General features: G+C 57.5%; 14 protein-coding genes and 10 pseudogenes. 12 read left to right on the forward strand and 12 right to left on the reverse strand.

Translation table 11 applies throughout. From position 1 onward, the window contains the following. Nucleotides 1-12 precede the first annotated feature (12 nt). Nucleotides 13-1,380 carry a diaminobutyrate--2-oxoglutarate transaminase gene (ectB, locus tag EJ070_RS01320; RefSeq protein WP_126038367.1) on the forward strand — a complete coding sequence of 456 codons (1,368 nt, stop codon included), beginning with the start codon at nt 13-15 and terminating at the stop codon, nt 1,378-1,380. Between the two features lie 600 nt (nt 1,381-1,980). Further along, nucleotides 1,981-3,339, forward strand: a complete 1,359-nt coding sequence (locus EJ070_RS01325) for an MmgE/PrpD family protein (RefSeq protein ID WP_126038364.1) — start codon at nt 1,981-1,983, stop codon at nt 3,337-3,339. Between the two features lie 370 nt (nt 3,340-3,709). Here the strand turns inward: EJ070_RS01325 and EJ070_RS01330 are convergent. Both EJ070_RS01330 and EJ070_RS01335 read right to left on the reverse strand, forming a co-directional pair. Then, nucleotides 3,710-4,095: pseudogene (locus EJ070_RS01330) on the reverse strand (IS21 family transposase); the annotation flags it as partial. 531 nt (nt 4,096-4,626) lie between these two features. Next, nucleotides 4,627-5,844 (reverse strand): acetyl-CoA carboxylase biotin carboxylase subunit family protein, encoded by a 1,218-nt coding sequence (locus tag EJ070_RS01335; protein ID WP_126038361.1) that lies wholly within the window; start codon nt 5,842-5,844, stop codon nt 4,627-4,629. Nucleotides 5,845-6,451: 607 nt separating this feature from the next. Between EJ070_RS01335 and EJ070_RS01340 the strand changes: the two genes are divergently transcribed. Further along, nucleotides 6,452-6,844 (forward strand): hypothetical protein, encoded by a 393-nt coding sequence (locus tag EJ070_RS01340; protein WP_126038358.1) that lies wholly within the window; start codon nt 6,452-6,454, stop codon nt 6,842-6,844. Here the strand turns inward: EJ070_RS01340 and EJ070_RS36630 are convergent. Further along, nucleotides 6,814-6,906, reverse strand: a pseudogene (locus EJ070_RS36630) (AAA family ATPase); the annotation flags it as partial. The gene EJ070_RS01340 and the pseudogene EJ070_RS36630 sit on opposite strands and share 31 nt — an antisense overlap. Between EJ070_RS36630 and EJ070_RS01350 the strand changes: the two are divergent. Further along, nucleotides 6,869-7,666: a hypothetical protein gene (locus tag EJ070_RS01350; RefSeq protein ID WP_189350306.1), complete on the forward strand. Its 798-nt coding sequence runs from the start codon at nt 6,869-6,871 to the stop codon at nt 7,664-7,666. The pseudogene EJ070_RS36630 and the gene EJ070_RS01350 sit on opposite strands and share 38 nt — an antisense overlap. On the opposite strand, the gene EJ070_RS01355 is transcribed toward EJ070_RS01350, so the two are convergent. Together EJ070_RS01355 and EJ070_RS01360 are read right to left on the reverse strand one after the other, a co-directional pair. Beyond that, on the reverse strand, nt 7,663-8,853 hold the full coding sequence (locus tag EJ070_RS01355) for a Xaa-Pro peptidase family protein (RefSeq protein ID WP_126038352.1): 1,191 nt from the start codon (nt 8,851-8,853) through the stop codon (nt 7,663-7,665). The genes EJ070_RS01350 and EJ070_RS01355 overlap by 4 nt on opposite strands. A gap of 53 nt (nt 8,854-8,906) precedes the next feature. Beyond that, nucleotides 8,907-10,205, reverse strand: coding sequence for a serine hydrolase (locus EJ070_RS01360; RefSeq protein ID WP_126038349.1), 1,299 nt, complete (start codon nt 10,203-10,205; stop codon nt 8,907-8,909). 930 nt (nt 10,206-11,135) lie between these two features. On the opposite strand from EJ070_RS01360, the gene EJ070_RS01365 reads away from it, so the two are divergent. Then, nucleotides 11,136-11,897: a class I SAM-dependent methyltransferase gene (locus EJ070_RS01365; protein WP_126038346.1), complete on the forward strand. Its 762-nt coding sequence runs from the start codon at nt 11,136-11,138 to the stop codon at nt 11,895-11,897. Nucleotides 11,898-12,280: 383 nt separating this feature from the next. On the opposite strand, the pseudogene EJ070_RS01370 reads toward EJ070_RS01365, so the two are convergent. Next, nucleotides 12,281-12,488, reverse strand: a pseudogene (locus tag EJ070_RS01370) (IS66 family transposase zinc-finger binding domain-containing protein); the annotation flags it as partial. Nucleotides 12,489-12,638: 150 nt separating this feature from the next. On the opposite strand from EJ070_RS01370, the pseudogene EJ070_RS01375 reads away from it, so the two are divergent. Further along, nucleotides 12,639-13,043, forward strand: a pseudogene (locus EJ070_RS01375) (transposase); the annotation flags it as partial. Between the two features lie 11 nt (nt 13,044-13,054). Here the strand turns inward: EJ070_RS01375 and EJ070_RS01380 are convergent. The 3 genes and pseudogenes from EJ070_RS01380 to EJ070_RS36820 all read right to left on the reverse strand — a co-directional run. Continuing rightward, nucleotides 13,055-13,192: pseudogene (locus tag EJ070_RS01380) on the reverse strand (IS110 family transposase); the annotation flags it as partial. Nucleotides 13,193-13,354: 162 nt separating this feature from the next. Beyond that, nucleotides 13,355-14,698: an MATE family efflux transporter gene (locus tag EJ070_RS01385; RefSeq protein WP_245455138.1), complete on the reverse strand. Its 1,344-nt coding sequence runs from the start codon at nt 14,696-14,698 to the stop codon at nt 13,355-13,357. 405 nt (nt 14,699-15,103) lie between these two features. Beyond that, a pseudogene (locus tag EJ070_RS36820) lies at nt 15,104-15,300 on the reverse strand (hypothetical protein); the annotation flags it as partial. 559 nt (nt 15,301-15,859) lie between these two features. Here EJ070_RS36820 and EJ070_RS36070 point away from each other — a divergent pair. Beyond that, a pseudogene (locus EJ070_RS36070) lies at nt 15,860-16,575 on the forward strand (helix-turn-helix domain-containing protein); the annotation flags it as partial. A gap of 15 nt (nt 16,576-16,590) precedes the next feature. On the opposite strand, the pseudogene EJ070_RS36075 reads toward EJ070_RS36070, so the two are convergent. The 3 genes and pseudogenes from EJ070_RS36075 to EJ070_RS01410 all read right to left on the reverse strand — a co-directional run. Then, nucleotides 16,591-16,773 (reverse strand): annotated as a pseudogene (locus tag EJ070_RS36075) (ISAs1 family transposase); the annotation flags it as partial. 180 nt (nt 16,774-16,953) lie between these two features. Beyond that, on the reverse strand, nt 16,954-17,499 hold the full coding sequence (locus EJ070_RS01405) for an ISAs1 family transposase (RefSeq protein WP_126089937.1): 546 nt from the start codon (nt 17,497-17,499) through the stop codon (nt 16,954-16,956). Beyond that, a pseudogene (locus tag EJ070_RS01410) lies at nt 17,496-18,598 on the reverse strand (acyl-CoA dehydrogenase family protein); the annotation flags it as partial. The gene EJ070_RS01405 and the pseudogene EJ070_RS01410, both read right to left, overlap by 4 nt. A gap of 19 nt (nt 18,599-18,617) precedes the next feature. On the opposite strand from EJ070_RS01410, the gene EJ070_RS01415 reads away from it, so the two are divergent. The 5 genes and pseudogenes from EJ070_RS01415 to EJ070_RS01440 all read left to right on the forward strand — a co-directional run bounded on the left by EJ070_RS01415 (nt 18,618) and on the right by EJ070_RS01440 (nt 22,115). Beyond that, nucleotides 18,618-18,839, forward strand: a complete 222-nt coding sequence (locus EJ070_RS01415) for an aminotransferase class I/II-fold pyridoxal phosphate-dependent enzyme (protein WP_126038330.1) — start codon at nt 18,618-18,620, stop codon at nt 18,837-18,839. 153 nt (nt 18,840-18,992) lie between these two features. Continuing rightward, nucleotides 18,993-19,712, forward strand: coding sequence for a hypothetical protein (locus tag EJ070_RS01420; RefSeq protein WP_126038326.1), 720 nt, complete (start codon nt 18,993-18,995; stop codon nt 19,710-19,712). A gap of 366 nt (nt 19,713-20,078) precedes the next feature. After that, nucleotides 20,079-20,741, forward strand: a complete 663-nt coding sequence (locus EJ070_RS01425) for a hypothetical protein (RefSeq protein ID WP_210211057.1) — start codon at nt 20,079-20,081, stop codon at nt 20,739-20,741. A gap of 110 nt (nt 20,742-20,851) precedes the next feature. Continuing rightward, a pseudogene (nadA, locus tag EJ070_RS01430) lies at nt 20,852-21,269 on the forward strand (quinolinate synthase NadA); the annotation flags it as partial. Between the two features lie 372 nt (nt 21,270-21,641). After that, the gene (locus EJ070_RS01440) at nt 21,642-22,115 is read left to right on the forward strand and encodes an Lrp/AsnC family transcriptional regulator (RefSeq protein ID WP_126038317.1); all 474 of its coding nucleotides are present in this window, start codon (nt 21,642-21,644) and stop codon (nt 22,113-22,115) included. Nucleotides 22,116-22,679 lie beyond the last annotated feature (564 nt).

Consider the following 22,679-nt stretch of genomic DNA (forward strand, 5'->3'; position numbering starts at 1 on the left):
GGAGAAAATGCGATGAAAGAGGACATTGAATCGGAAGCGCGGAGCTATTGTCGCTTCTACCCTGCAATATTCGTCGGAGCGAAGGGGAGTTATCTGATCGCCGAGACCGGTGACAAATACCTCGACTTTTTAGCCGGGTGTGGGTCATTAAACTATGGACACAACGACCAAGTGATGCAGTCTGCCCTTCAAGACTATATCTCAAACGATGGCATTGCTCTTGGGCTCGACCTCCGCACACGCGCCAAGCAGGAGTTTATCGACACATTCGAACAGTTGATCTTGCGTCCAAGATCGCTTGAATATCGAATTCAATTCACCGGCCCCACCGGCGCCAATGCCGTTGAGGCTGCCATCAAGCTCGCACGCAAGGTGACCGGTCGCAGCAACATCATCGCGTTTACCAACGCTTTTCATGGCTGTTCGCTCGGTGCGTTAGCCCTTACGGCGAATTCTTACCACCGGGGAGCATCCGCTTCCATGCTCCACGGCGTTCATCGCGCGATGTACGATGGCTATCTCGGGCTCAACTGCGATACGGCTGAATTGCTGCGAAAACAGTTGAGTGACCCGTCCGGCGGGATAGACCGACCAGCCGCAGTCATTCTCGAGATTGTGCAAGCCGAAGGCGGGATAAATGTGCCAACGCTTCACTGGGTCAAAGAAATAGAACAGATTGCCCGGCGCCATGGCGCGCTCCTAATAGTCGACGAGATTCAAACCGGTTGTGGCCGCACAGGCCCATTCTTTGCCTTCGAGGTCTTCGACATTCGTCCGGATATTGTCTTAATGGCGAAATCGATTTCGGGATTCGGTCTTCCGATGTCTCTAGTCTTGATTGCCCCAAACATCGACATTTGGGGTCCCGGTGAACACAATGGTACATTCCGTGGTAATAATCATGCTTTCGTCACGGCCACTGCTGCCCTACAAAAGTATTGGTCTGACAAACGCTTTGAAAGCGAGATCCGTCGCAAGGGCAGGATTGCCAGAGCAATGTTGTCGGAATTCGGTGCTCCTCTCGGCTACCTTGTTAAGGGATGCGGTTTGATGCTTGGGCTTGACATCGTTGATAAGAAGCTGGCTGCTCAGGTAAAAGCCGAAGCATACAAGCGGAAACTCATCGTTGAATTGTGCGGGCCATCCGACGAGATCATCAAGCTAATGCCCCCGCTGACGATCTTGGATGAAGAATTGGTCTCCGGAATTAATGTGCTTCTTTCGACCATCAGCACTACTTTCTGCCCCGAACGAGCGAATAGGGCTGTAGGCCGCAGCGGGAGCGGGGACTGTCAGTTCCCAATTGGAGGATATCGCCCAGTTCCGCGACAGAGTGGAAATGTCTACCCCAGTCGAAGTATTAAACCCGATCTGTACTAATCATGGGCAATGATTCGTTTCGATGGAGTTGAGCCAATCGACCTTACTGATCACGTTGCTGTCACCGGGCAACCGACAGCGATGTCTAAGCGCATGGTCCGTGGCGGCGATGCCGCTGGGCTGCCGACGCGGTTTTCGCAGTCAGGAATAAAGCGCGGTCGCGAATTAGACGATGCTTTCCTATCATCGTCATCCGTAAGGCCGGTTTCGACGGGTTCTGGATCCACATGATTCAGAAGGAAAATGTCGAATGGCACGTGGCGACTCTGCTTTGATCGCAACCTCGCGTCGGCGCCGGACGAAGAGGGGTCGAAATCAGGGCCGTGACCTTAATCCGCGCGTTGTTCGTACATCTGCGCCGAGGGGTAGCCGCAGGGACAGCCCCAATCGAAGATCGCCGCCGCATCGTAGGCCAGCGCAGGGCTCATCGACAAGCGGATCCGGCACGTCGACCGATGGTGAAGCCGCCTTCTAACGGCATCGCAATTTGCCAAGTTATGCGGTGTCGAAACTATCTAGGATGGGGGCGTCCCTAGAAAATACTGTCATCATAGGAATTGGCCCGTTGAAGGCCGCATCAGAGATTGTGCGAGGTTTAACATGATCACCTTTTCCGAATTTGCCGGTAGCCTGACCTACGATGCCATTCCCGAGGAGGTCCGTGCCATTCTCAGGCGTAGTTTTGCAGACACGCTCGGCGTCGCGGTGGTGGGCGCAACCACGCAGATCTCGTCGATCACTAGGGAGATTGCCGATCGCCTATGGCGCTCGTCGCCTGAAATCGGCGCGGCCAGGATGATTTTCGACGGGCGCCCCGTCAGCCCGGCGGGAGCGGCATTCGCCGGCGCTTTTACCATTGATTCGATCGATGGCCACGACAACAACAGCCCCTGCAAGGGTCACGCCGGTTCGGCGGTGTTTCCTGCGCTGCTTGCTGTAGCGGATTCGCTTAGGCCTTCGGGCGCCGCAATTTCTGGAAGGGAATTCATGGTTGCGCTGGCCGTTGCTTATGAGGTTGCCTACCGCGCGGGTCTGACGCTTCACGGCACCGTCTCCGACTACCACACTTCAGGAGCGTGGACAGCGGTCGGCGTGGCGGCGGGAGTCTCCCGACTGCTGGGGCTCAGCCAGGAGCAGACGCGCCATGCAGCGGGCATTGCAGAATATCACGGTCCTCGCAGCCAAATGATGCGTTGCATCGATTTTCCAACCATGCTGCGCGACGGCGTCGGCTGGGGTGCGCCATCGGGCGTCATGGCAGCCTATTTGGCTGACCTCGGCTTCACTGGCGCGCCGGCGATCACGGCCGAGGGGGCCAGCGCCGAGCCGTGGTGGTATGATCTCGGAGAGGCTTGGCGTGTCGCTGAAGATACCTCATACAAACCCTATCCGGTCTGTCGCTGGGCGCATCCATCGATCGATGCCGCGCGCGAGTTGATGCATGACAACTACCTTTCCAGCAAGGATATCACGCGCGTCCGGATTCAGACGTTTCACTATGCCGTTCGGCTTGCTGGTCACAACCCGAAGACGCTGGACGAAATGAGCTATTCGATCGCGTTCCCGGTTGCGACGATGATCGTGCGTGGCAAAATAGGGCCGCAGGAGCTTTTGCCGGAGGTTCTGCAAGATGAAGAAATCCGACGCATTTCCAATGCCACCGAGCTTGTTGAAACCGAGCACTACACCCGCATCAGCGTGGGCAAGCGCTGGGCCGACGTCACGCTTTACCTAAAGGACGGCCGCCAAATCATGTCGGAGCCGCGCACGCCGAAAGGCGATCGCGACAATCCTATGAGCGCGGAAGAGTTCCACAGCAAATACGTCAATTTCACGAACGGTTTGATCAGCGAGGGCAGGGCCGAGGAGATGGAAGCGATGGCGCTGTCATTCGATCGATTGGACAGTAAAGGGCTTAGCCGTCTGATCGGCTTGACCGTTGCGCCACTTGATCACTGATCTTCGCCGCGGCCAGATTTACGGGGTTGGCCGGAATTATTTTCCGCCGGCTGTTCTTTTCGATCCATACCGCGAATCTCTATGAATGGTCAGGAGAACCGCTGAGCAACGGCGCAAGAGACGGAGACCAAAGAGAGCGCCGGTCCCAAGAAAATGCGCGCCGATCTTCTTACGCGATCCCAGACCGACGGAACGCCGCCCGGCGTCCGCCGGCCCACCCGCACGAATGATGCCACTGATCACTTGGCGATCATCGAGCGCGCAATGCTTTCGGGTGTGGGTCGGCGGATGCGGTTCAAGCAGCCCAACGTAAACTGCCCATCGCTGAGTCAGAAGCCCAATATCTCTCTGCAGTGTAGGGACGGATAGTCCCAAACTGATCGACCAAGTCCCGGTAAATCGCCTGGGCATTTCGCTTCAGGCGGACCTGTTCTTTTATCCACGCCCGATCCGGTTCACAGGCCGAGCGGGCCAGGCTGCTGGTGACCATCCCTCCCGACCCCAAAAGCCGATGGTCGGGGTGGAGGAATTCGGTCCTCCGAGGTTGCCGAGCCGGTGGTTACTTCCCGGGGGAATTTGCCTCCGCACCAGCCCGCTGCGCTCGGTAACGCCGAATCGTCTTGCGATCGACACCCGTCAGCCTTTGAATCTCGCGCTGGCTGGTGTTGCGATCAAGTGATGATAGTACGGTGCTTGCAGATGTGCCTTCAAGACGTTCAACTCCTGGCCCCCCGCTGTATGAAAGGGGCGAAAAATAAACGTCCTGCCTTAACGGCTAGCGCTCTCTCCAGTAGCCTTCCGGTGATCGTCAGAGGGGAGTTTCAGACCATACCCCGGGGGATTTGACCGACCCACGGGGGTTAGCCGCTGTTATGGAGATAGTAGGACACTCTGTTTGACGGCGACACTCCAGAGAGACATGACGATGGCCCAGGAGAAGACATTTGGGCCGCTGGCTCCGGTCATCTGCTTCGACGATGCGATGAGGTCGTGCACAAGGCCAACGACCCGATCTACGGCCTTGCCGCTACGGGTCCAATCTGAAGCGTGTCTGGCTGATGGCCGAGAAACATGGCATGGTGGAGCATCAACACCGGACGCATGTCTTCGGAAGCGGCGGCGTCAAGCAGTCGATGGAGACAACGTGAAATCGCCATTCGCAGTTCGGCCGCTGATCTGTAGCGTGCCGATCCTCCCATGCGTCCCAATTCAGCTTCTTGCTGCAAAGCTCAGCCCGTTCATGCTTCTAATTTGCAATTGCACCAAGGTCGGGATAGGGCATTGTTCCTAGTCGCCAAGTGACGGATATGGAGTGATCGACCAATCGATTAAGTCGACAGCACGTTGGAGTGTCACCTTGGCCTGAGCAAGGGTGGGCGAAGCGGCGATGATATGTCCAATCTTGTCTCGGTAATCGCCCTTCCTAACGATCCGCGTCTTGGGTTCAACGTAAAACTTGACCTCGGCCACACCCGATAGGTTTGCCGCGCGACGGTCGCCGTCGATCCAATCGAGGATGCCATCGCGATCAGGAACTAGAAACCGCGCGACAGCAGTATTCGAATACCTTCTACGCAAATTCCATTCGTTCCCGATGACAAGCTTGATGTGCTCGGTAACGAGATCAACACCGTAAGCCTGCTGAACCAGTTGGGGTACGGGCGTGCCACCAAGACGCGGATTGACTTCAATGACGACTGGTCCAAACCTCGTCCACCGTAGATCAATGTTCGTTGGTTGCCAGCCAAGGCCGAGAGCTCGCAAACAGCTCAACGAAATACCGACGATACGCTTTTGCTCGTCATCGGTCAGCGGGGCTGGATAGATGTACTCCCGACTGACGAAATGCGGGGGGGGGCCGAAGTCGATGGTCCCAATTCCAACGACCTCATTCCCAATTGTTTCAATGCTATAATGGGGGCCCTGAGCGAATTCCTCGACTAGTATCTTTGGCGAAGACCGCCATATGTGCTCCCCACCCAACAGGTAATCAGTATGTTCAGCAATCTCATCGACGGTGCGGCACAATCGGACGCCGCTGCTACCGATGCCAACGGCTGGCTTAACAATCACCGGCAGACCGATCTTCGCAGCACAGCTTTCTACGTCGTTCGCATTCGCCGCCAAGCGATAGGCAGGTATTGGAACGGCCGCGTCCGCGAGTAGCTGACGTTGAACGAATTTGTCGCAGCACCGTTCAATCGCTGCGGGGTCCGGTCCCGGCAGATCGTAGTATTGGCAGAGCTTGCCAACCGCCGCATTGACCGACTCCTGGGCGCTGGCAATGCCAGCTATGTCATAGGTCGCTCCTAGCAGGGAACATTCGCGGATCAGAGCATCGATGTCGTGTTCGTCGACACGGACCGCCTCAATTCCCGCGAGATATTCGTATACCTCTGGATCGGCTGAGAGGGTAATTGGATGGAGATCGAGACGCTTGGCCGCTTGGACGTATAGCGGACTGTTACTTGCTCCTCCAAGCAGGATTATGGCTCTTACTGCCATTGATATATCTCCGTCCTGTGCAGTGAACATGAAGTAAATTAGGATCCATTTTTCGACATTCGCATCAAATCGGATACCTTAACCGAATTTTCCAGGGGATATACCACTGAAAGCGAAATCCGGCCGCAAAGATTGTTTAACTTTATTCGAAGATTTTGTTGCAGAAACGTTCCCGGATGAGTGTCATAAGCAGATCGGCCTGAACCGTACCGGGTGCGGATCCATCCGCCGCAGGCCGCTGCCGCAAATGTCTATGGCGAGATAACGCAGTGAGCGCTGGAAGTCTCGGATTCAACCGGTAACGCCTCCAAGCCGCGCGATGGCGTGGGAGGTAAGAAGCAGACGCGGTGGGGCTCGTCTATCCTCACTGCAGGGCGCGGACAACGCGTTCGAGACGGGGAAGCTCTCATTGCCCTGGTCTTCCGCATCGCCTGGGGTAAAGCTCCCGCTACGGGCATGAAGGTTGGACGGAACATGGGAACTTGGACTGTCTGCCCAGCATGGAACTGGGCTCGCCGCGACGGCCGGAGTTGGACGGGTACCAAGGGCGGAGCTTCCGTATCGTCGCCCGCCTCACGGTGCTAAATGAAGTGCGCATGTCGAGAACGTGATCCGGGCGATCCTGCGGGGGCCGTCTAGCTGGGCAGGCCGTCCGCGAACCGCCTTCGCCGGTCGTGTGCGCGAGTTGGCCGGCACAGATCCGGTTGTAATGCCGCTGATGGAGCCGCTGCTAACGATCCTCGCCACAAAGCTGGGAGAGTTCGTCCGCCTGACGAAGCAGCTTCTCGGTCTCGTTCGCAAGGAAGAGGTCTGTCGGCGGCTGATGAGTGCGTATTCCGATGAAGCCGGCCACCATTCCGATTTCAAGGCGGCCATTTTTCGGTCTGATCCTGTCTTGTTGATGTTTGGGTTGGGTTTGGTTTCAGGTCAAGCTTCGGTGTTTTCGGCTGCGATCGGCGGGCGCTGTTTTCACATGCTTTCACCGGTGAGATCGAGATAGGCGTTGTGAGCGAGGCGATCCAGAATGGCGTCGGCCAAAGTTGGGTTACCAAACATCCAATGCCGCCACCATTCTCGACGGGGGGACCAGATCGCTATCGCCATCGCCGCGCTGGGCCAGATCGAAAAGGAGACGCGGCAGCTTGAGCGGCAGTGGGCGCTACGGCGCGAGCGGGCACGCTATGAGGCGGAAAGAGCACGACGCCAATATGATGCGGTCGAGCTGGAAAATCGCCTGGTGGCCCGGTCGTTGGAGCGCGGCTGGGAAGAGAAGCTGCGCGTGGCCGAGGCGATCGAACAGGATTATGAACGAAGGCGGTCTAACGAGCCCCTGGTGTTGAGCGAATCCGACCGCCAAGCGCTTCAAAAGCTGGGAGAAGACCTGCCTGGCATCTGGCACGCCCCTTCCACAACATCGGCCGAGCGAAAGGGTATCCTGCGCCTAATCATTGGCGAGGTCGTCCTCGACCAGAAGCGCTTCCAGGGCCAGGTCTGGCGCAAGATCCTGTGGCAAACTGGAGCGACCAGCGAGCATGCTCTCCAAAGGCGGGTCCACACCTATGGCGACTATGTTGATCTGGAGCGGCTGCGGAGCAGAGTGGTCGAACTCAACGCCGCGGGCATGCGGATGCTCAGGAAGAACATATGCCAGGCTCGCGGCAGCCACTTGAGCGCCCTTCCACCCCTTCCCGTCGACAGCAAGGACATCACCAAACCACAACAACCGCTCGGCGCGGCGATTACGCTTGGCTGCAACTCACGCGCTCACAAAGTCGCCGCACCAGAGTCTACGCCGAAAGACAGTGTGAGATATCCGAGCTAGACCTCGACCACGGTCAACTGCCGGTCATGTATGGTAAGGATCTCGCATCCTGTCTCTGTAACGACCCACGTCTCACTGAAACCTACCCCCGGCGTGCCAGGCGTTCGGTCCGTTAACGGGGAGTGGAAGGTCATGCCTGGCTTCAGCTCTAGGTCAATCCCTTCGCGGATGAAGTAAAGGTCTTCGCCCCACGTCGGAGGCAACCCCAGCCCGATGGAGTATCCTAATACAATTGGTACGGGACTGATCTCATTCATCCCGACGCCGACTTCCCGCGCGACGTCGTGCGCGGTGCGGCCCGGCTTAACCGCTTCAAATAGCAGGTCAAGCGTTTCGTTGATGATCTTCGACGATCTCTCAACCGCCGAGGAAGGCTTGCCGATGGAGACTGCGTGCATGATCGCGCTAGTGTAGCGCTGGTAAGCAGCGCCAAACTCTAGGATCACAGTGTCCCCAGTCTGAACGGGCGTACGCCTGAAAGTGGTATGCCAGATGCCGCTCCTTTGACCTGCTGACACGATAGGCTGCGTGCTGAAATACTCGCTACCCTCGCTGATAAGCGTGTGATAGAGAACCGCCGCCATCTGGTTGTCAGTGACCCCCGGCCTGATCACCGGCAATACAGCATCAACACCCTTCTTCGTGATCTGAGCCGCCTGACGCATGTAATCCACCTCTGCCGGTGATTTGATGATCCGCGGTTGCGCAGCCACCCCTGACGCGTCAATGAACGTCACATCGGGCAGCGCACGTTTCAATCCTTCGTAGAGATCGATGCTGAGACCGGCCCTTTTGGGCTCGATTCCAATCCGGCACCCCTCCAAGCTCCGCTCTTTGAGGATGCTTGCGAGCCCTTCCGCTTCTCCTCCGTATGACCATTTAATAACGCGGATGTCGTTCACCCACGAGGTGAGCATGGCGGGCCCGATTTCCAATTCGTGCATATGGAGAATGGGCTCACCTTCACGAGGCAGTATCAGACAGGAATACCAGCCCGAGCCGAAGCTTTGGTAACCGCTCAAATAGCTCACGTTGGGAGCGTACGTAACAAGGAGAGCGTCAAGGCCCTTCTCATCCATCACCTTCCTGACTTCACCAATTCGGAGCTGAAATTCTGACTCCGGAAACGCAATCTCTTTGACGACTGGCCGGCTCATGTAATCTTGGAGGAATTGCTCGTAGTCCATACTGGATTTTTTCCTTCTTCCCGGACTTAGCAGCCGTCAGGGATGGTAGGCGATTAGCCTCGCAGCAACCGTCCCACCTCCAACATTTGCGGAATGGTAATTGTATCACTGAACACAGAAGAAGCCATTGGATGCGATGCAAAGCGCGCGATCACCATCTCCGCTCCGGGCGCGACGTATAGTCGCTGTCCATGGATACCCATCGCTTCGATAGCCCCGAGCTCGTTGTGACTCACCCACCACATGTTGCGGTAGGAGTAGCCGGGCAATGCCTCGTCCTTGAATTTTGCGGTCTCTCCGCCGCTACGGATATCATCCACGACACCGGAAGGAATGAGCTGCTTGCCATCCCATTCACCTTCGTGTCGGATCAATTCGCCGAAGCGCGCGAGGTCGCGCAGGTTTGCGTACAAGCCGCCGCTTGCAGAGGGGATACCAGCGGGATCGACGACCAAATAGCCGTTCTCCTCGCAGTCGAGCGGGCGCCAAAGGCGATCATGCAGCAACTGCGCAAATGACCGGCCAGTCACACGTGACATCACCCAAGCCATGACCTGGGTGTTTACACTTTTATATGCGAAGACCTCACCATGCAGGCCTTCCTTGCGCACGCTGCGCAGATAGTCGCACGACGTCTGCGGGCCATCGTAGCCGACCGGGCGGGGCCGGGTGCGGCAGGCTCGCATGTAAATTGAGGAGCTGGACTGCTCACCGACCTCGTCTTCGCAATAGTCCAGACCGGTCTGCATGTCCATCACCTGGCGGAGCGTGGCATCTGTCCAGGCAGTGCCGCGCAGTTCGGGCAGGTAGTAGGGGATTCGCTTACTGTCGTCGAGCACGCCTTCGTGCACCAAAACTGCGGCGAGTGTACCCGCGTAAGACTTGGTAACCGAGAAGCAGGCATGGGGCAGATGTGGCTCAAGCGCGCCAAAGTAACGCTCAAAGACGAGGCGTCCGCGGTGCAGAACCACGATTCCGTCAGTATAGGTGTCGAACAGCGCCTCATCAAAGCGGCGGACGCGACCGTTGATGTCGCTGAACATCAACGTTTCCACTGCCGCGGCGTCAGCGGCGGATGGCGCGCCAAAGGAGAGCGGTGCATTAGCGCCGCGGCGCACAGACACAGTCGGCACGAGCTCCCGCATGTGCGAAAGGCTCCACCGGATTTCTGGAAAATCCAGAAAGCGGCCACCCTCGAACGAAATCTGCTTATCCGCGGGCGGCGGAGAACCTTGCATCCACCCTAGCGAACGCGGATCGCTCGCACGGGCGTCGGGATAGCATTGTCCGCCGAAATCGAGCATGCCTTCCGTTACGTTGCCGAGAGATGCACTCGATCCGTATTCTGTCATAGATTTTCGCTTTACCATTACAGCCGTCCAGCCAAATCGCCCACTCGCACAAATGTAAGTGGTGAATGTGCGTCTGGCTGGATCTAGTAGCACCACAGGCAAAGTAAGGTTTGCCGAAGATTGCCTCCAAAACGAAAAGGTTTTCGGAGAGAACGTTCGCGTCGAACACTAAGACGGGCGCCAACCATTCGACTGATCGCTTGAAGCGTCACATCGCCGGGAAAACGGATGTGAGAGACGTCATAGTCAACCTCACCACTGCCGACCTCTTCATCGCCGGTTACAGCACATCGTGGTCGGACGCCGAATGTCGAAGGAACTTTATAGCTGGCTTGGGGGATCTGGACAGAAACGATAAGTGGATTTTCCGCCTGACAACGGCAACGTGGTTGCCGCGATTCAAGAGCGGCCATGAGAGACCGGTAACTTCTCTGGGGCCAAACACGGTTGTTAGACTCGAGGAGTCCATCAGCAAAGAAGACCATGGCAGCGCTGCAGAACGTGGTCGTGAATCATGGGCGGAGACGTATGCCCCTTCTTCGCCGGGTTTGCCCGGATTGCCATACGTTCCGACCGGTCAAGGACTACACGACACGTCCGGAACCGGAACAGATCTTGCTTTCCTGCCTCGCTCCGTTCAGTCCTGGACATCTGCCGGCTCCGATTTGTCGCGACAGACGCCGTGAATCGTGCTTCGGCCCGCAACAAAACCCAAATCGGAAGTCGCAAGAAAACAGATCGCCGACTTGCCGTTTCTTGCGAAGTTGATAGCTGGAAAAGCCAATCCGCAGAAATATCACGGGCTTCCTGATTGGTAGCAGTCGATAAGTTAACAAACGAAAAAAAACAATAACAACTTTTTACTTTCGATTCGCCGGTTAAATGCTAAATGTACACGTGACGGGAGATTGACAGTGGAGATCTGCGCTTATGACCGACCTAGAAAATAAATGTAGGCCCTCGGATGAATCTAATGTATACTTTAATGAAGATTACTTGTATTTTGGTGATGTCGTAAATCCGCCTGAAGCGAGTGACAGGCAAGCAGACGCAATTTGGAACCTTCTTTCTCTCGTACAAGGCAGCCCAGTTCTTGAACTCGGATGTGGTTATGGGCGGATTACCAACCGGTTGGCGGAAAAAGGAGCGCGGCTAACCGGATTGGATATCTCGCCGATCTTGCTGAAAGAGGCCGTAGCGGATGCGGCTGAACGCCGGGTGGATGTCGAGTATGTTCTAGGCGACATGCGTTCACTTCCCTGGCGGGATCGGTTTGACGCGGCCTTTCTATGGTACGCCACATTTGGCTATTTCGGTGACGCGGACAATGAGAGAGTTCTTGGTGAAGCCGCTGCTTCACTTCGAAAAGGCGGGCGTCTGCTAATCGATTCCGTCAATAGTTTCGCTGTACCAAGCCACGAGGCGCCTACCTGCTACGTTGTGCAGCGAAAGGGCGATCTAAGAATCGACATGATGAGCAATGAGGTGCTAACCGGTCGTCGGCATTGCGACAGGCTCATCGTCCGTAATGGGTGCGTTAGACGAACGCATCTTTATATCAGACTCTATGGGTTTGCCGAATACGCTCGCATGTTGCGAAGCGCGGGATTCGAAAGTGTTGACGCTTATGGGGAGGAAGGCGCAGCGTTTACATCCGATGGTCCGCGCCTCGTCATTGTCGCGCGCAAATAATACCGGTAGCGTGTCTTACTATGCGGAAAATCTGTTGCGGCGGCAAGGACATCCAGGCAGGTGCTACGCCAAGGCTAGGCGCGCCTAATCGTGATGGCGGCGATTGAATCTTTGGCCTGTCTCATTTGGAATGTACAGCGAAAAGCGGCTCCGCTGTCCGCCTAACGTCTGATCGTGGACCTCTTGGAGTGGGTCGGATTGATCGAGGCAAAAGCCAATTGTTCGCAACTGCGACAGTTATTTTCGCAGTTGTTACATGCTCCGTTTTATGCGTGACAGCGTGTTGGAGAGGCTGGCGGATGTTTTTTAAGCGGTTGATTTGACGTAGGATTCGGTTGCTGAAGCCAACCCTTCCACCAAGTCTCGCGGGTTATGACCGACGACGCCGGAGCCTGGCTGATCGCCTCGCGGTCGCGGCAGGTGAACTTCTCCCGCAGTGCTGGATCACCTTCCATTGCCGCGCACCACCTCCAGGGTCTCGGTGATCTCCTCACCCAGCTTGCGCCACCTCGGTGGTCCGGCCGCGGCCTGTTCGGCGGCGATCTCGTCTTCCGTCGCTGTGCTCTCCAGTTCTTCAAAGGTGAGCTCCATCGTCGTCCGTGAAGAACTCAGAGTGCTTTGATTCTGTTTAACAATTTCCCCTGATTTCAGGTTTCAGATTGCCGAATTTCGTGGCTTAGAGGCTTCGATTTCCGGCAAATTGGATGCGCTTGTTGACGAAGCAGCGAGGGAAGAGAAGCGATGCGATCGAAGGAACGGCGCGAGAGCGGCCAGACGGATCTGTTGCGGTCCCGGCTCGGATCACATCCTCAATATGGATCATGCGCTGGTGAAGCTGGCCAAGACGATCGACTGGCGCTTCCTGGAAGAGCGGCTCGGCGAGGTCTATGACGACGATCCTGGCCGGCCGCCTTTGCCGACACGGCTAATGGCGGGACGGCCATTCTCAAGTCGATGCTGTCCGACGAAAGCCTGTGGGAACGCTGGCTGGAGAATCCCTGCTACCAGCTGTTCTGCGGCGAGGAGTTCTTCCAGTACCGTTTGCCCTTCGACCGCACTTCACTGACGCGCTGGCGGCTGCGTATGGGGGAAGAGCGGCTGATGGCGCTGCTCCAGGAAAGTCTTGCAGCGGCGGCCAGGCTGGGCGACTACCGATCTTAATACTTCCACAGTGCCACCAGCAGCTTGCGCGCCACCGCCAATGCCGAATTCCGCTGGCGCCGCAACAACAGCCAGGCCAATTGGATCAACGTCGTGCGCAATCTCGGATTGCCCGCCTTCGGCACGAAGCGCTTCTGCGTCCGCAGCATCATTCTTCTGGACGTAAGGTTTCACATAGGCCAGCGGCATCAGCCGCACATCATGCCGACAGCTCGCGCGCCCGAAAATGCAGTGCCCTCCCATGCGGCCCAGCTCCTGCAACCGAGCTCTGACATTGCTAAGTAGCCGATCGACAATCATCCTGCGAACGCAGAGCGGACACGGCGACGTATAACCGATAGTAAGCTTACGCCACGCACAATCAGAAAAATGTGAAGAGCAGCCCAGAGTCCGTGGTTGCCGAAGACCGGCCTGAACGCGAGCGAAGCGGCGATAAAGGCGGCGAAAGATATGAGCATCATGTTGCGTATGTCGCGCGACCAGGTGGCGCCGATGAAGATGGCGTTCATCTGCATGGCCAGCGCGCCGCTCAAGCTCCCGAAGGCAGCCCAAGGAAGATAAATAACTGCCTCCGCATACACATCCGGTGACTTCGTTATCGTGCCCAGTAACTGTTCGCCGAATGTGAAGGCTAAGACGCAGGGAAGGCTAGCGAGTGCGAATCCCCAGCCGGTTGTCAGCTTGACGGTGCGCAAGAACGCCCGCTGATCACGGGCTCCAAAAGCCCGACCGGCGAGTTGCTGGGCGGCCGCTGCGAACCCCTCGAGGAAATAACACGCAACCAGGAAAAAGTGCATCAGCACCGCGTTGGCGGCCAAGGTCAACGTGCCAAATTGGGCGCCCTGCCGCGCGAACAGGACGTATGCTCCCGATAGCACAAAGGAACGGATCATCATGTCGCCGTTGAGGCGAAGCAATTGCCTCATTGCCCCCATCTTGAACGTGTGCGGCCGCGCCATTTTTGGCATCGCGCGGAAGCGCCCAAAGAGGATGGTGATGCCGGCCATCGCGGCGGCGGCCTCTCCACACACAGTTCCCCAGGCGACGCCTGCAACGCCCCACCCGAGGTAAAGACCCAGGAAGATGGATGACGCGGTACTCACCCCGCTGAGGAGAAGCTGCAGGATAAGTCCGATGGCTGCATTGCCGCAGCCCAGAAAGTATCCGAGAATCGCATAGTTGATAAGAGAGGCAGGCGCCGAGATTAGGCGGATGCGGATGTATAGGCCCATCGTGGTGGTCACGGGCTGGTCCGCGTTCATGAACCATTCGCCGATCACCGCAATGAGCGGGGCGAGCAGGCCCAATGCCAACCCTGAACCCGCGGCGATGACAATTGCCCGCCAAAGGACTGCCCTTGCTTCCAGAGCGTCGCCCCTGCCCAAAGCTTGGGCGACTAATCCGGTCGTACCGGAGAGCAGGAAACTAAAACTCGTTAAGATGATATCGAAAACCACGCCTCCGGCCGCAAGACCTCCAATCAGCCGTGCATCGCCGAATTGGCCGACGACAATCGTGTCGATGAAGCCGATCATCGGGGTAGTGAGGCAGGCGAGCGCCATGGGAATAGCGATCGTCAGGACCTGCCGGTTGGTGACCTGGAATGGCCTGGAGCCGACAGGCGGCGCTTTTCCTTGCACGGTCGTCTCCTACTGGATCTGCTGCGACCTCTTGTCTGCCAGTGGCATGGCACGCAGCCCCAGGCCAAACTTGGGAGATTGAGATGTCTAAGGGACGCGAGTTTGACGGGTCTGTGACACTTTTTGCGTCCCTGTTATTTCGCCTGTAACATCGGACTGCCGGTCTCGAAGAGATGGCCGGGCGAGGTACTTTGGTCGATCGCGCTACCGGCAGATGCCCCCATTGACGAAGTCTCTTACAAGGCTCATGGCCCGTGGATCTATCTGCATCCCACTACCACAGCGTTGGCGAAGCGGCCGAGTTCTCGCTGCTGAGTGCCGCGATTTGGCAACAGCCGAGCACTTGTTTTGCCGGATGCGGAAGAGTCGTGGCCAGCCGAACCCTGTCCTAGTATCGATGGTAGTCCCAGCAAGATCATAGGTCATCCGTGGCGGCGAACATTCGCGGATCAGCGCATCGGCATCGTCTTTATCGAAACGGCTTGCCTCAATTCCCGAGAGGTAGTCGTACAGGGCCGGATCAGTTGCGGATAAAGACCGAGACGCTTGGCCGCCAGCGCATTTTTTATCGTACTTTGCACTAGAGCCGTGCAGGATACTATAAGTTGTCATTTATATTCGCTTCCAGAGACAAGAGCGGTTCCTTCACTCCTTAGCCGTGTCAAATCGGGAGTTCTGCCAAGACTGTACCATCGCCGATGAGCTTTATTCATAAAAATCCTGCAATTTTATTTTGAGCTTTTATTGCAACTGAATTCTGCTCAGGACGATGTCGTGAGGCGGCAATGTACGAGGAGGAAGGAGCCAGCGGCCGTGGTGCCTGACCTGTCGATCAAGGACGGGCCAACCAACAAGCAGCCTCTCTGGACGCCCTGAGTAGCAGCCGGGGACGAATGGCGGTTGTAACGGTTGCGGTGTTCATGACATCGGTCTATGCCGCAAACCCTGAACGCGAGTTAAGTTGATAACGCCCAAAATCATTGAGGACGCATGTGCCTCTGTAGCCTCTTGGACGATGGGCGAGATTTACGTTAATGGGCGGCTTCTTACGTGTTTCGGAATGCTGGGGCCACTCGCAACGCGCCCGACCTAGTGGTTTATGCCTGACATAAGAGTCCGGCTGGGGATTCTCTTTTGTGAGTGCGCATGCGAGTCTGGCGCATGCGCACAGGAATATTCCTCACCGTTTCTTCGATTGACCGTCAGCGTCTGGGCGCGCTGATCAGAGATCGCAATGCGCCGCAGAAGCACGTTTGGGGCGCCGAGATCATTCTGTTGAGCAGCGACGGCGTGGGCACAGTCGAGATCATGCGGCAAAACTGGTAAGTCCAAGACCTGCGTGTGGCGCTGGCAGGAGCGCTTCGCCGCGGAAGGCTTCGAGGGACTGTTGCGCGACAAGACGCGCCCCTCGCGCATTGGCCCACTCGGACCTGAAGTCGCCGAGCGCGTGGTGGCACTGACGTTGCAGGACCCGCCTGGCGAGACGACGCACTGGACCGCCGACATGATGGTGGCCGCGGCCGGCATCAGCGCCAGCGCGGTGCGCCGCATCTGGAAGGCGCACGGGCTGCAGCCCAACCGCTGGCGCCAGTTCAAGCTCTCCAACGATCCGCAGTTCGTCGACAAACTGCGCAACCCAAGGTGCGTGCCTGGCTCGGCCGCCATCAGCGCTTCACCTTCCACTTAACACCGACCTCATGCTCATGGCTCAACGCGGTCGAGGGCTTCTTCGCAAAACTGTCGAAGCGTCGTCTCAGGCGCGGTGTCTTCCACTCCGTCGTCACCTCCAGGCGGCGATCAACCGCTTCGTTGCAGAGCACAACCAGCAACCTAAACCCTTCACTTGGACCGCCGATCCAGATAAGATCATCGCTGCGTTTTCCGGGCATGGCTCGGATGAGGTTGAGGGCGAGGTGGCGGACCATCGCCATGTTTGTGGCACCGTGGCCGCGGCGCAGGCGCGATTGGTCCTCCTTGAATTGGACATCGAGAACCCAATGCAGGCCGTTCTCGATGCCCCAATGGGCTCTGGCGGCCTCGGCGAAGGCCTTTGCGGTGAGGATGCGAGAGGAGATTTAGCATCGCCGCTCGACCTTGACCTCGGTGCCCGTCTCGATACGGGTCTCGACCATGGCGATGGTGCTGAGGCTCTTGAGCGCGGCTCATCGGGATAGCGCCGCTTGCCGCTCATCCAGTCGACGCGCTGGGAGACGAGGTGGCGGCGCGTCTCGATGCGGCCATGGCCCTTCTCGACCTCAGTGAGCGCATCGATCCCATGGCCGGAGCGGCATCGAAATAGAGCTGGATCTCGGCATGGGCGGTCTTCTGATTGTCCTTGGTGGCCAACAGATAATCGCCGCCGAGATCGACGATCGTCTCGGCGATGTTGGATTGGCAACCCATGGCGTCGATGGAAACGAGACTGCCCGAAGCGCTCCGGACGCGGCCAGTTCCTGCAGCAGCAAGGGAATGGCGGTGATCTCATTGGATTTGTCGGCCACCGCCAATTGCCCCAGCACGAGGCTGTGGGTTGTCGCATAAGCCGAGACGAGGTGCAGCGCCGCCTGTCCACGCCCGCGATCGTGGCTGCGGCGCGAGGTCTTGCCATCAATGGCGATCTGACCGACCGCTTCGGGCAGACGCTCGCCGACGAAGGCCAGAAAGCAGGAGGCGAACAGGTCCGGCCCGATCCGGTTCATCACCACCCTCAGCCAATCCGCGCAGGGAATGCCGAAATGGTAGGGCTGCAGACGCCGCAGGAAGTCGAGATGCCTGTTCCCCCCACAGAACGATGTCGTCATAGTCGTCGCAGGCTTGCCCTGCGGGCGATGACGTGGGCTTGGATCTCGGCCGCGCCTTCAAAGATGTTCAGGATTCGGGCGTCGCAGAGGATCCGCGAGATCTCGTATTCCAGAGCGTAGCCATTACCGCCGTGGATTTGGAGCGCGGTGTCGGCGTTCGACCAGGCAACGCGCGCGGCGAGCAGCTTTGCCATACCGGCCTCAATGTCGCAGCGTGTGCCTAAATCCTTTGGCGGGCGGCGAAATAGGTCATCTCGCGGGCATCACCGTCTCGGTGATCATCATAGAGAGTTTGTCGTGGACCCGTGGGAAGGCGACGATCGATCGGCCGAATTGCCTGCGCTCCAGCGCATAGCGCAACCCCAACTCGAACGCGCGACGCGCAACCCCAACGGCGCGGGCAGCGGTCTCGATGCGCGCGCCCTCGAAGGTTCGCATCAATTGGCGGAAGCCTTGACCTTCCACCTCACCAAGCAGGCCGCCGGGCGGGATGACGAAGCCGTCAAAAGCGATGTCATATTCGCGCATCCCCCGATAGCCGAGGACCTCGATCTCACCTCCACTCATGCCAGAAGACGGAAAAGGCTCGTCCCAGGTGCCGAGTGGCTTTTCAACAACCAGCATGGAAAGTCCATCATGACCCGCCGAGGCGGGATTGGTGCGGGCCAGCACTGTCACCAGTCACTGCGCGAAGCGTGCGTTATCCACGTCTTGTTGCCTTGGATGATCGGCCGCCGTCGGGTGTTTTGACCGCCCTGGTCTTCAGACTCGCCAGATCAGATCCGGTGTCCGGCTCCGTGAACACCGCGGTCGGCAAGATTTTTCCCGAGGCGATGCTGGAAAGCCAGCGCTGCTTCTGCTCGGGCGTTCCTGCGGATGCAATCAGCTCGCCGGCAATTTCCGAGCGTGTGCCGAGCGAGCCGGTGGCAATCCAGGCTTGGCTCAGCTCTTCGGTCACAACACACATGGCAAGTTTACCAAGGCCCAATCCGCCGAATGCGGGATCGATATAGATGCCGAAGACGCCGAGCTGCGCCATCTGAGTGAGGATCTCGTCCGGAACTAAATCGTCCCTGAGGTGCCAGCCCTGAGCGTTGGGCAGGTTGTCGCCTACCAGTATGGGCCCGCGGTCGGGCCCACTGCCGCTGCGGGAATGGCTCGCCGACTATCATGGTGTGGACATTGCCAACGTGATGGCTGCTGACGGTTCTGTCGCTCTGTTCGACATTTTGTGTCGCGTTTGGCTGAAGCCCGGCGAAACCGTGCTCATCGAGGAGCCTTGCTACGATCGAATGGTCCACCTGCTGCGCCACTACGGCGCAAATGTCGTCGCCATTTAGCGAGGGAAGCGGACGGACAGACGCTTGAGCCGTTGAACGTCGCGGCGCGGCGCGAGCCCGTCTTCATGTATACAGTTCCGGACTTTCAAAATCCCACCGGCACCACATGGTCGGCCGCCAAGCGCCAGCATCTTGTCGATCTGGCGAGGACCCATGATTTCCGCATTGTCGAAGACAGCCCTACCGCCTTCTTCGCTACAAGGGCGCGCAGATACCGTCGATCGCCGAACTCGGACGCGACGTGACGGTTCAGCTCAATTCTTTCTCCAAGGTGATCGCGCCGGTCTTCGCGACGCCTATCTTATTGCACCTCCGGACACCATCAGTGCGGCGGCCAAGCTGGGCGAGAGCACCTATGTGACGCCTGGCAACTTCGCGCTTTCGGTGGCTGGCGAATGGCTCCGCCGTGGGCCGCTAGGCGATCAGGTTGCTTCGCTGAGGCGCCTCTATGCACCGCGTCTGGAGGCGATGGCATCGGCACTGGACGAGTTCATGGCTGGCCATCGCTATGTGCGGCCCGAAGGCGGCTTCTTTGTCGGCGTGACACTGGCGCGCCCCATCGATGCTGCTGAACTGCGCAAGCAGGCCAGCGATGTGGGGTCGACATCGCAGATGGCGATGGCTTTTTCGCCAGCAAACCATCAGCGACGTTCTTGCGCTTGCCCTTTTGCTCGATGGACGAGGATGGCAGCACGAAAGACGACGACAAGTGCACCAATCAAAAATGGAAGCAGGCGGAACGAATGGCATTCTTTCGGCCGCAACAACGCTTGCTGCCCCTTCGCGTGCTCGGCCGCCTGGGCCGATGTCATGATCGGTCTCGCCGAATCGAGGACAGGCCGCATTCGGGACTCAGCTCCAGGAAGGTGCTGAGCAGGCGGCATTGGACATTGAGGCGACCCGGGGATCGACGGCGAGACTATCAAGATCCGGACGTCGATTATGCCTGCGACTTTAAGCAATGCATTTCCGTCGCCGACAAGTTTGTTGCGGCCGCCGTCAAGTGCCGTGATCGTTCATTTCAATTCGCGTGTGACGATCCGGTAACAAGCATGGTGACACCTTCGAAAAACGCGCACGGGAGATAGATTTCCAAGTCTTTCAATTAGATTCCGCACACCAAAGGACTGATGGCCGTCGCGGACACTTTGGCAAATGCCGGAACATCGGCCGATACTGTGGGCTCGATGGCCGTCGACATCGGAACAATTCAATGAAAGCAGGAGCAGCCAAGTGGCAATGAGCGAGAACGAGATCCTGGACCGGGGTGCGGTGATTGGGGTCAGCACATGGTCGGACGCATTGGACGAACGCGGCATCAAGGGGACTGTTCAAGGCATCGCGCGACAGAGCGGCAGCGGCCGTATGATCGGTTTCGCGGTCACCGCGCGCGAATTGACAGGCAGGTTAGGCGATTTTGAGAAAGCCGAGTTCGCGGTCGGCCAGCTGATTGAAGCGACAGGGCCTGGCAAGGTGTTGATGGTGGATATGAGCGGTTCGCCCATTTCTACAATGGGCGGTCTTGCTGCCCTCGTGGCAAAAAATCGACAGGCCACGGCTGTCGTGATTGACGGCGCCTGCCGGGATTTGGATGAAATTCGGGAAACGAGACTGTGGCTTCCAAGCCGGTGGGTTGCACCTACCACGGGGAAAACCCGGGTGAAGCTTCTTCCAATTGATTGTGACATCACGATCGGGGGAATTTCTGTATCACAAGGAGATCTTGTGATCGGTGATGACACGGGGATTATCGTCGTACCGCGTGCCCATGGGGAGGAGATTTTGATGAAAGCAGAGAGAATAATAGCTATTGATGCGCAAGTGGAAGAGCGTATTCGTGCGGGCGAGAGTTTTGGCTCAGCCGCGGCTGCGGTCGGCTATATTCCGGCTCGCAAGACTTGAACAACATAGCCGGTCCGCCTTCGACCGCGCATGACATCCTTTATTGCTCAAGGTGAGCATATGTTGGCAATGCCGATAACCTCTGCACGTCGGCTGCGCTTTACGACCGGGTGCGAAACGTCATTTCGAGATCGGATGGTCGATATTTGCCGGGGATGTGGAGGCCATCCTCGACCTTAAGCAACGGCGCAACGCCGTCATCCTGGCGCATACTATCAGACACCGGAGATCTTCCACTGCTTCGCCGACATCGTGGGGAACAGTCTGGCGCTTGGCCGCAAGGCGATGCCGACTAAAGCGGACGTCATTGCGCTCGCGCATTTCACGCCCGAAACAGCTCATCCCGACTTGCACGCAGGCTGTTCGCTGGCGGACTTCATCACTGCTGAGGACGTGCGTCGGATGCGCCAGCGCATCCCAAACGGCCGATAGTCACCTATGTCACACGTCTGCGGCCGTGAAGGCCGAGCCCGATATCTATCACACCTCGGGCATTGGACAGTGGTGGGATCTCTCGGCGTGCCACGTGCCTTCTTGCGCCGTGCGTTCCACCGCGCCGGCTGGCGGTGAGCGACAATGCGATCCGCGCCCGTGCCAAAGGCTCACGAGCTATCCCACGTTTCCCAAATCCGGCGTAGATATCAGCCTTGGTCAATCGGTGGCTTGCTGGCAAGGCCGAGCCTGGCTCGATGTTGATCTGCGAAATTTTCGGCGGGACACAGTGTCTTGAACGGAAGAACTGTCAGTTTGCCGTCCTCACATCGCCTGACAGAAACAGGGGCTGTGTCAATTCGGCAAATGTGGCAGGGTAGCATTTGCCCGTGGCGACGCATTGCTGCGGCATCCTCTGCCGGCCACCGAGCCAGCGCTGCGTGAACTATCGTATGTAGAGTAAGTGATATGAACAAGCTAGACCGCATGGATTACCGGATTCTTGATGTGCTCCAAGAAAACGGCCGCCTCCCAATCAAGATCCTCGCCGACAGGGTCGGAATTTCTGTGTCGCCGTGTTGGCAGAGAGTCAAAAAGCTCGAAAAAGATGGTATTATCCGTCGTTACATTGCGGAAATAGCGATTGAAAAGTTACAAAGTGTCCAGATTGTTTTAGCTAATGTAGCCCTCTCGAAGCATCATAGAGATGCCTTGGATTTCTTCGAACGCAATATGTGCGTCATTCCAGAAGTTGTCGAGTGTTACGAAGTAATGGGTCAGTTTGACTACCACATGAAATTTGTTGTATCCTCCATTGAACGTTATACTGAGATCGTAGAGAGATTTCTAACTCCTGAATTTGGTGTTGAAAGGTATTTCACCGACATAGTGAGTCGGGTTGCCAAAGAGGATCGGGCTATCCATCTGCGCAGTTTGATATAATCAGTGTGCTGCAGTTTGACCGAGCAATTGGTCCACCTGACTGATGGGAACGACCGGCCAGGTCAATATCTACAGGAATCCAAGAATGTCTCGGGAGTGGTCGGCTCGGGAGATTCTCGCGACTCTGCCGTCGGATTTTCCGCCGTGGGCGACTGAGATGGCCGAGTGAGGCTGACACCGCGCTTTTCAGGCAGGCCGTGCACTCCGGCGAGCGTAATCCGGACCGAACTTGATGCCCACCGGCGGATTGCATCCTCGAAACCACGATCCCTGGTAGCTGACGGTTGCGGTGTTCATGACATCGGTCTATGCCGCAAATTCCTGAATGCGAGTTAAGCTGATAACGGCGTTCCCCAATTGGGCTGGAAAATTTCGGAAGCAAGGCCTCTCACAGCAAATGTTTTCGTGAAATGGGAGCAAGTCAGTAACACTTCCATAGCGCCTTGCCTTATTGTCCAAGGAGTAACCCGCTGGGCAGGAGCCGTGAAAAAATAACCTGTCCGACGCGCGTCGAAAGCTTACAACGAGTACAAGTCAGAAAATCTGGTCGTGCTCGTGGCAATC

The organism is Mesorhizobium sp. M1E.F.Ca.ET.045.02.1.1 (assembly GCF_003952485.1).
Classification (GTDB): Bacteria; Pseudomonadota; Alphaproteobacteria; order Rhizobiales; family Rhizobiaceae; genus Mesorhizobium.

Excerpts from the sequence above, each read along its gene's own strand:
- ectB (WP_126038367.1), top strand. The coding sequence starts at position 13 with ATGAAAGAGGACATTGAATCGGAAGCGCGGAGCTATTGTCGCTTCTAC.
- EJ070_RS01325 (WP_126038364.1), top strand. The coding sequence starts at position 1,981 with ATGATCACCTTTTCCGAATTTGCCGGTAGCCTGACCTACGATGCCATT.
- EJ070_RS01335 (WP_126038361.1), bottom strand. The coding sequence starts at position 5,844 with ATGGCAGTAAGAGCCATAATCCTGCTTGGAGGAGCAAGTAACAGTCCG.
- EJ070_RS01350 (WP_189350306.1), top strand. The coding sequence starts at position 6,869 with ATGGCGTCGGCCAAAGTTGGGTTACCAAACATCCAATGCCGCCACCAT.
- EJ070_RS01355 (WP_126038352.1), bottom strand. The coding sequence starts at position 8,853 with ATGGACTACGAGCAATTCCTCCAAGATTACATGAGCCGGCCAGTCGTC.
- EJ070_RS01360 (WP_126038349.1), bottom strand. The coding sequence starts at position 10,205 with ATGACAGAATACGGATCGAGTGCATCTCTCGGCAACGTAACGGAAGGC.
- EJ070_RS01365 (WP_126038346.1), top strand. The coding sequence starts at position 11,136 with ATGACCGACCTAGAAAATAAATGTAGGCCCTCGGATGAATCTAATGTA.
- EJ070_RS01405 (WP_126089937.1), bottom strand. The coding sequence starts at position 17,499 with ATGACGACATCGTTCTGTGGGGGGAACAGGCATCTCGACTTCCTGCGG.
- EJ070_RS01415 (WP_126038330.1), top strand. The coding sequence starts at position 18,618 with ATGGGCCCGCGGTCGGGCCCACTGCCGCTGCGGGAATGGCTCGCCGAC.
- EJ070_RS01420 (WP_126038326.1), top strand. The coding sequence starts at position 18,993 with ATGATTTCCGCATTGTCGAAGACAGCCCTACCGCCTTCTTCGCTACAA.
- EJ070_RS01425 (WP_210211057.1), top strand. The coding sequence starts at position 20,079 with ATGAGCGAGAACGAGATCCTGGACCGGGGTGCGGTGATTGGGGTCAGC.
- EJ070_RS01440 (WP_126038317.1), top strand. The coding sequence starts at position 21,642 with ATGAACAAGCTAGACCGCATGGATTACCGGATTCTTGATGTGCTCCAA.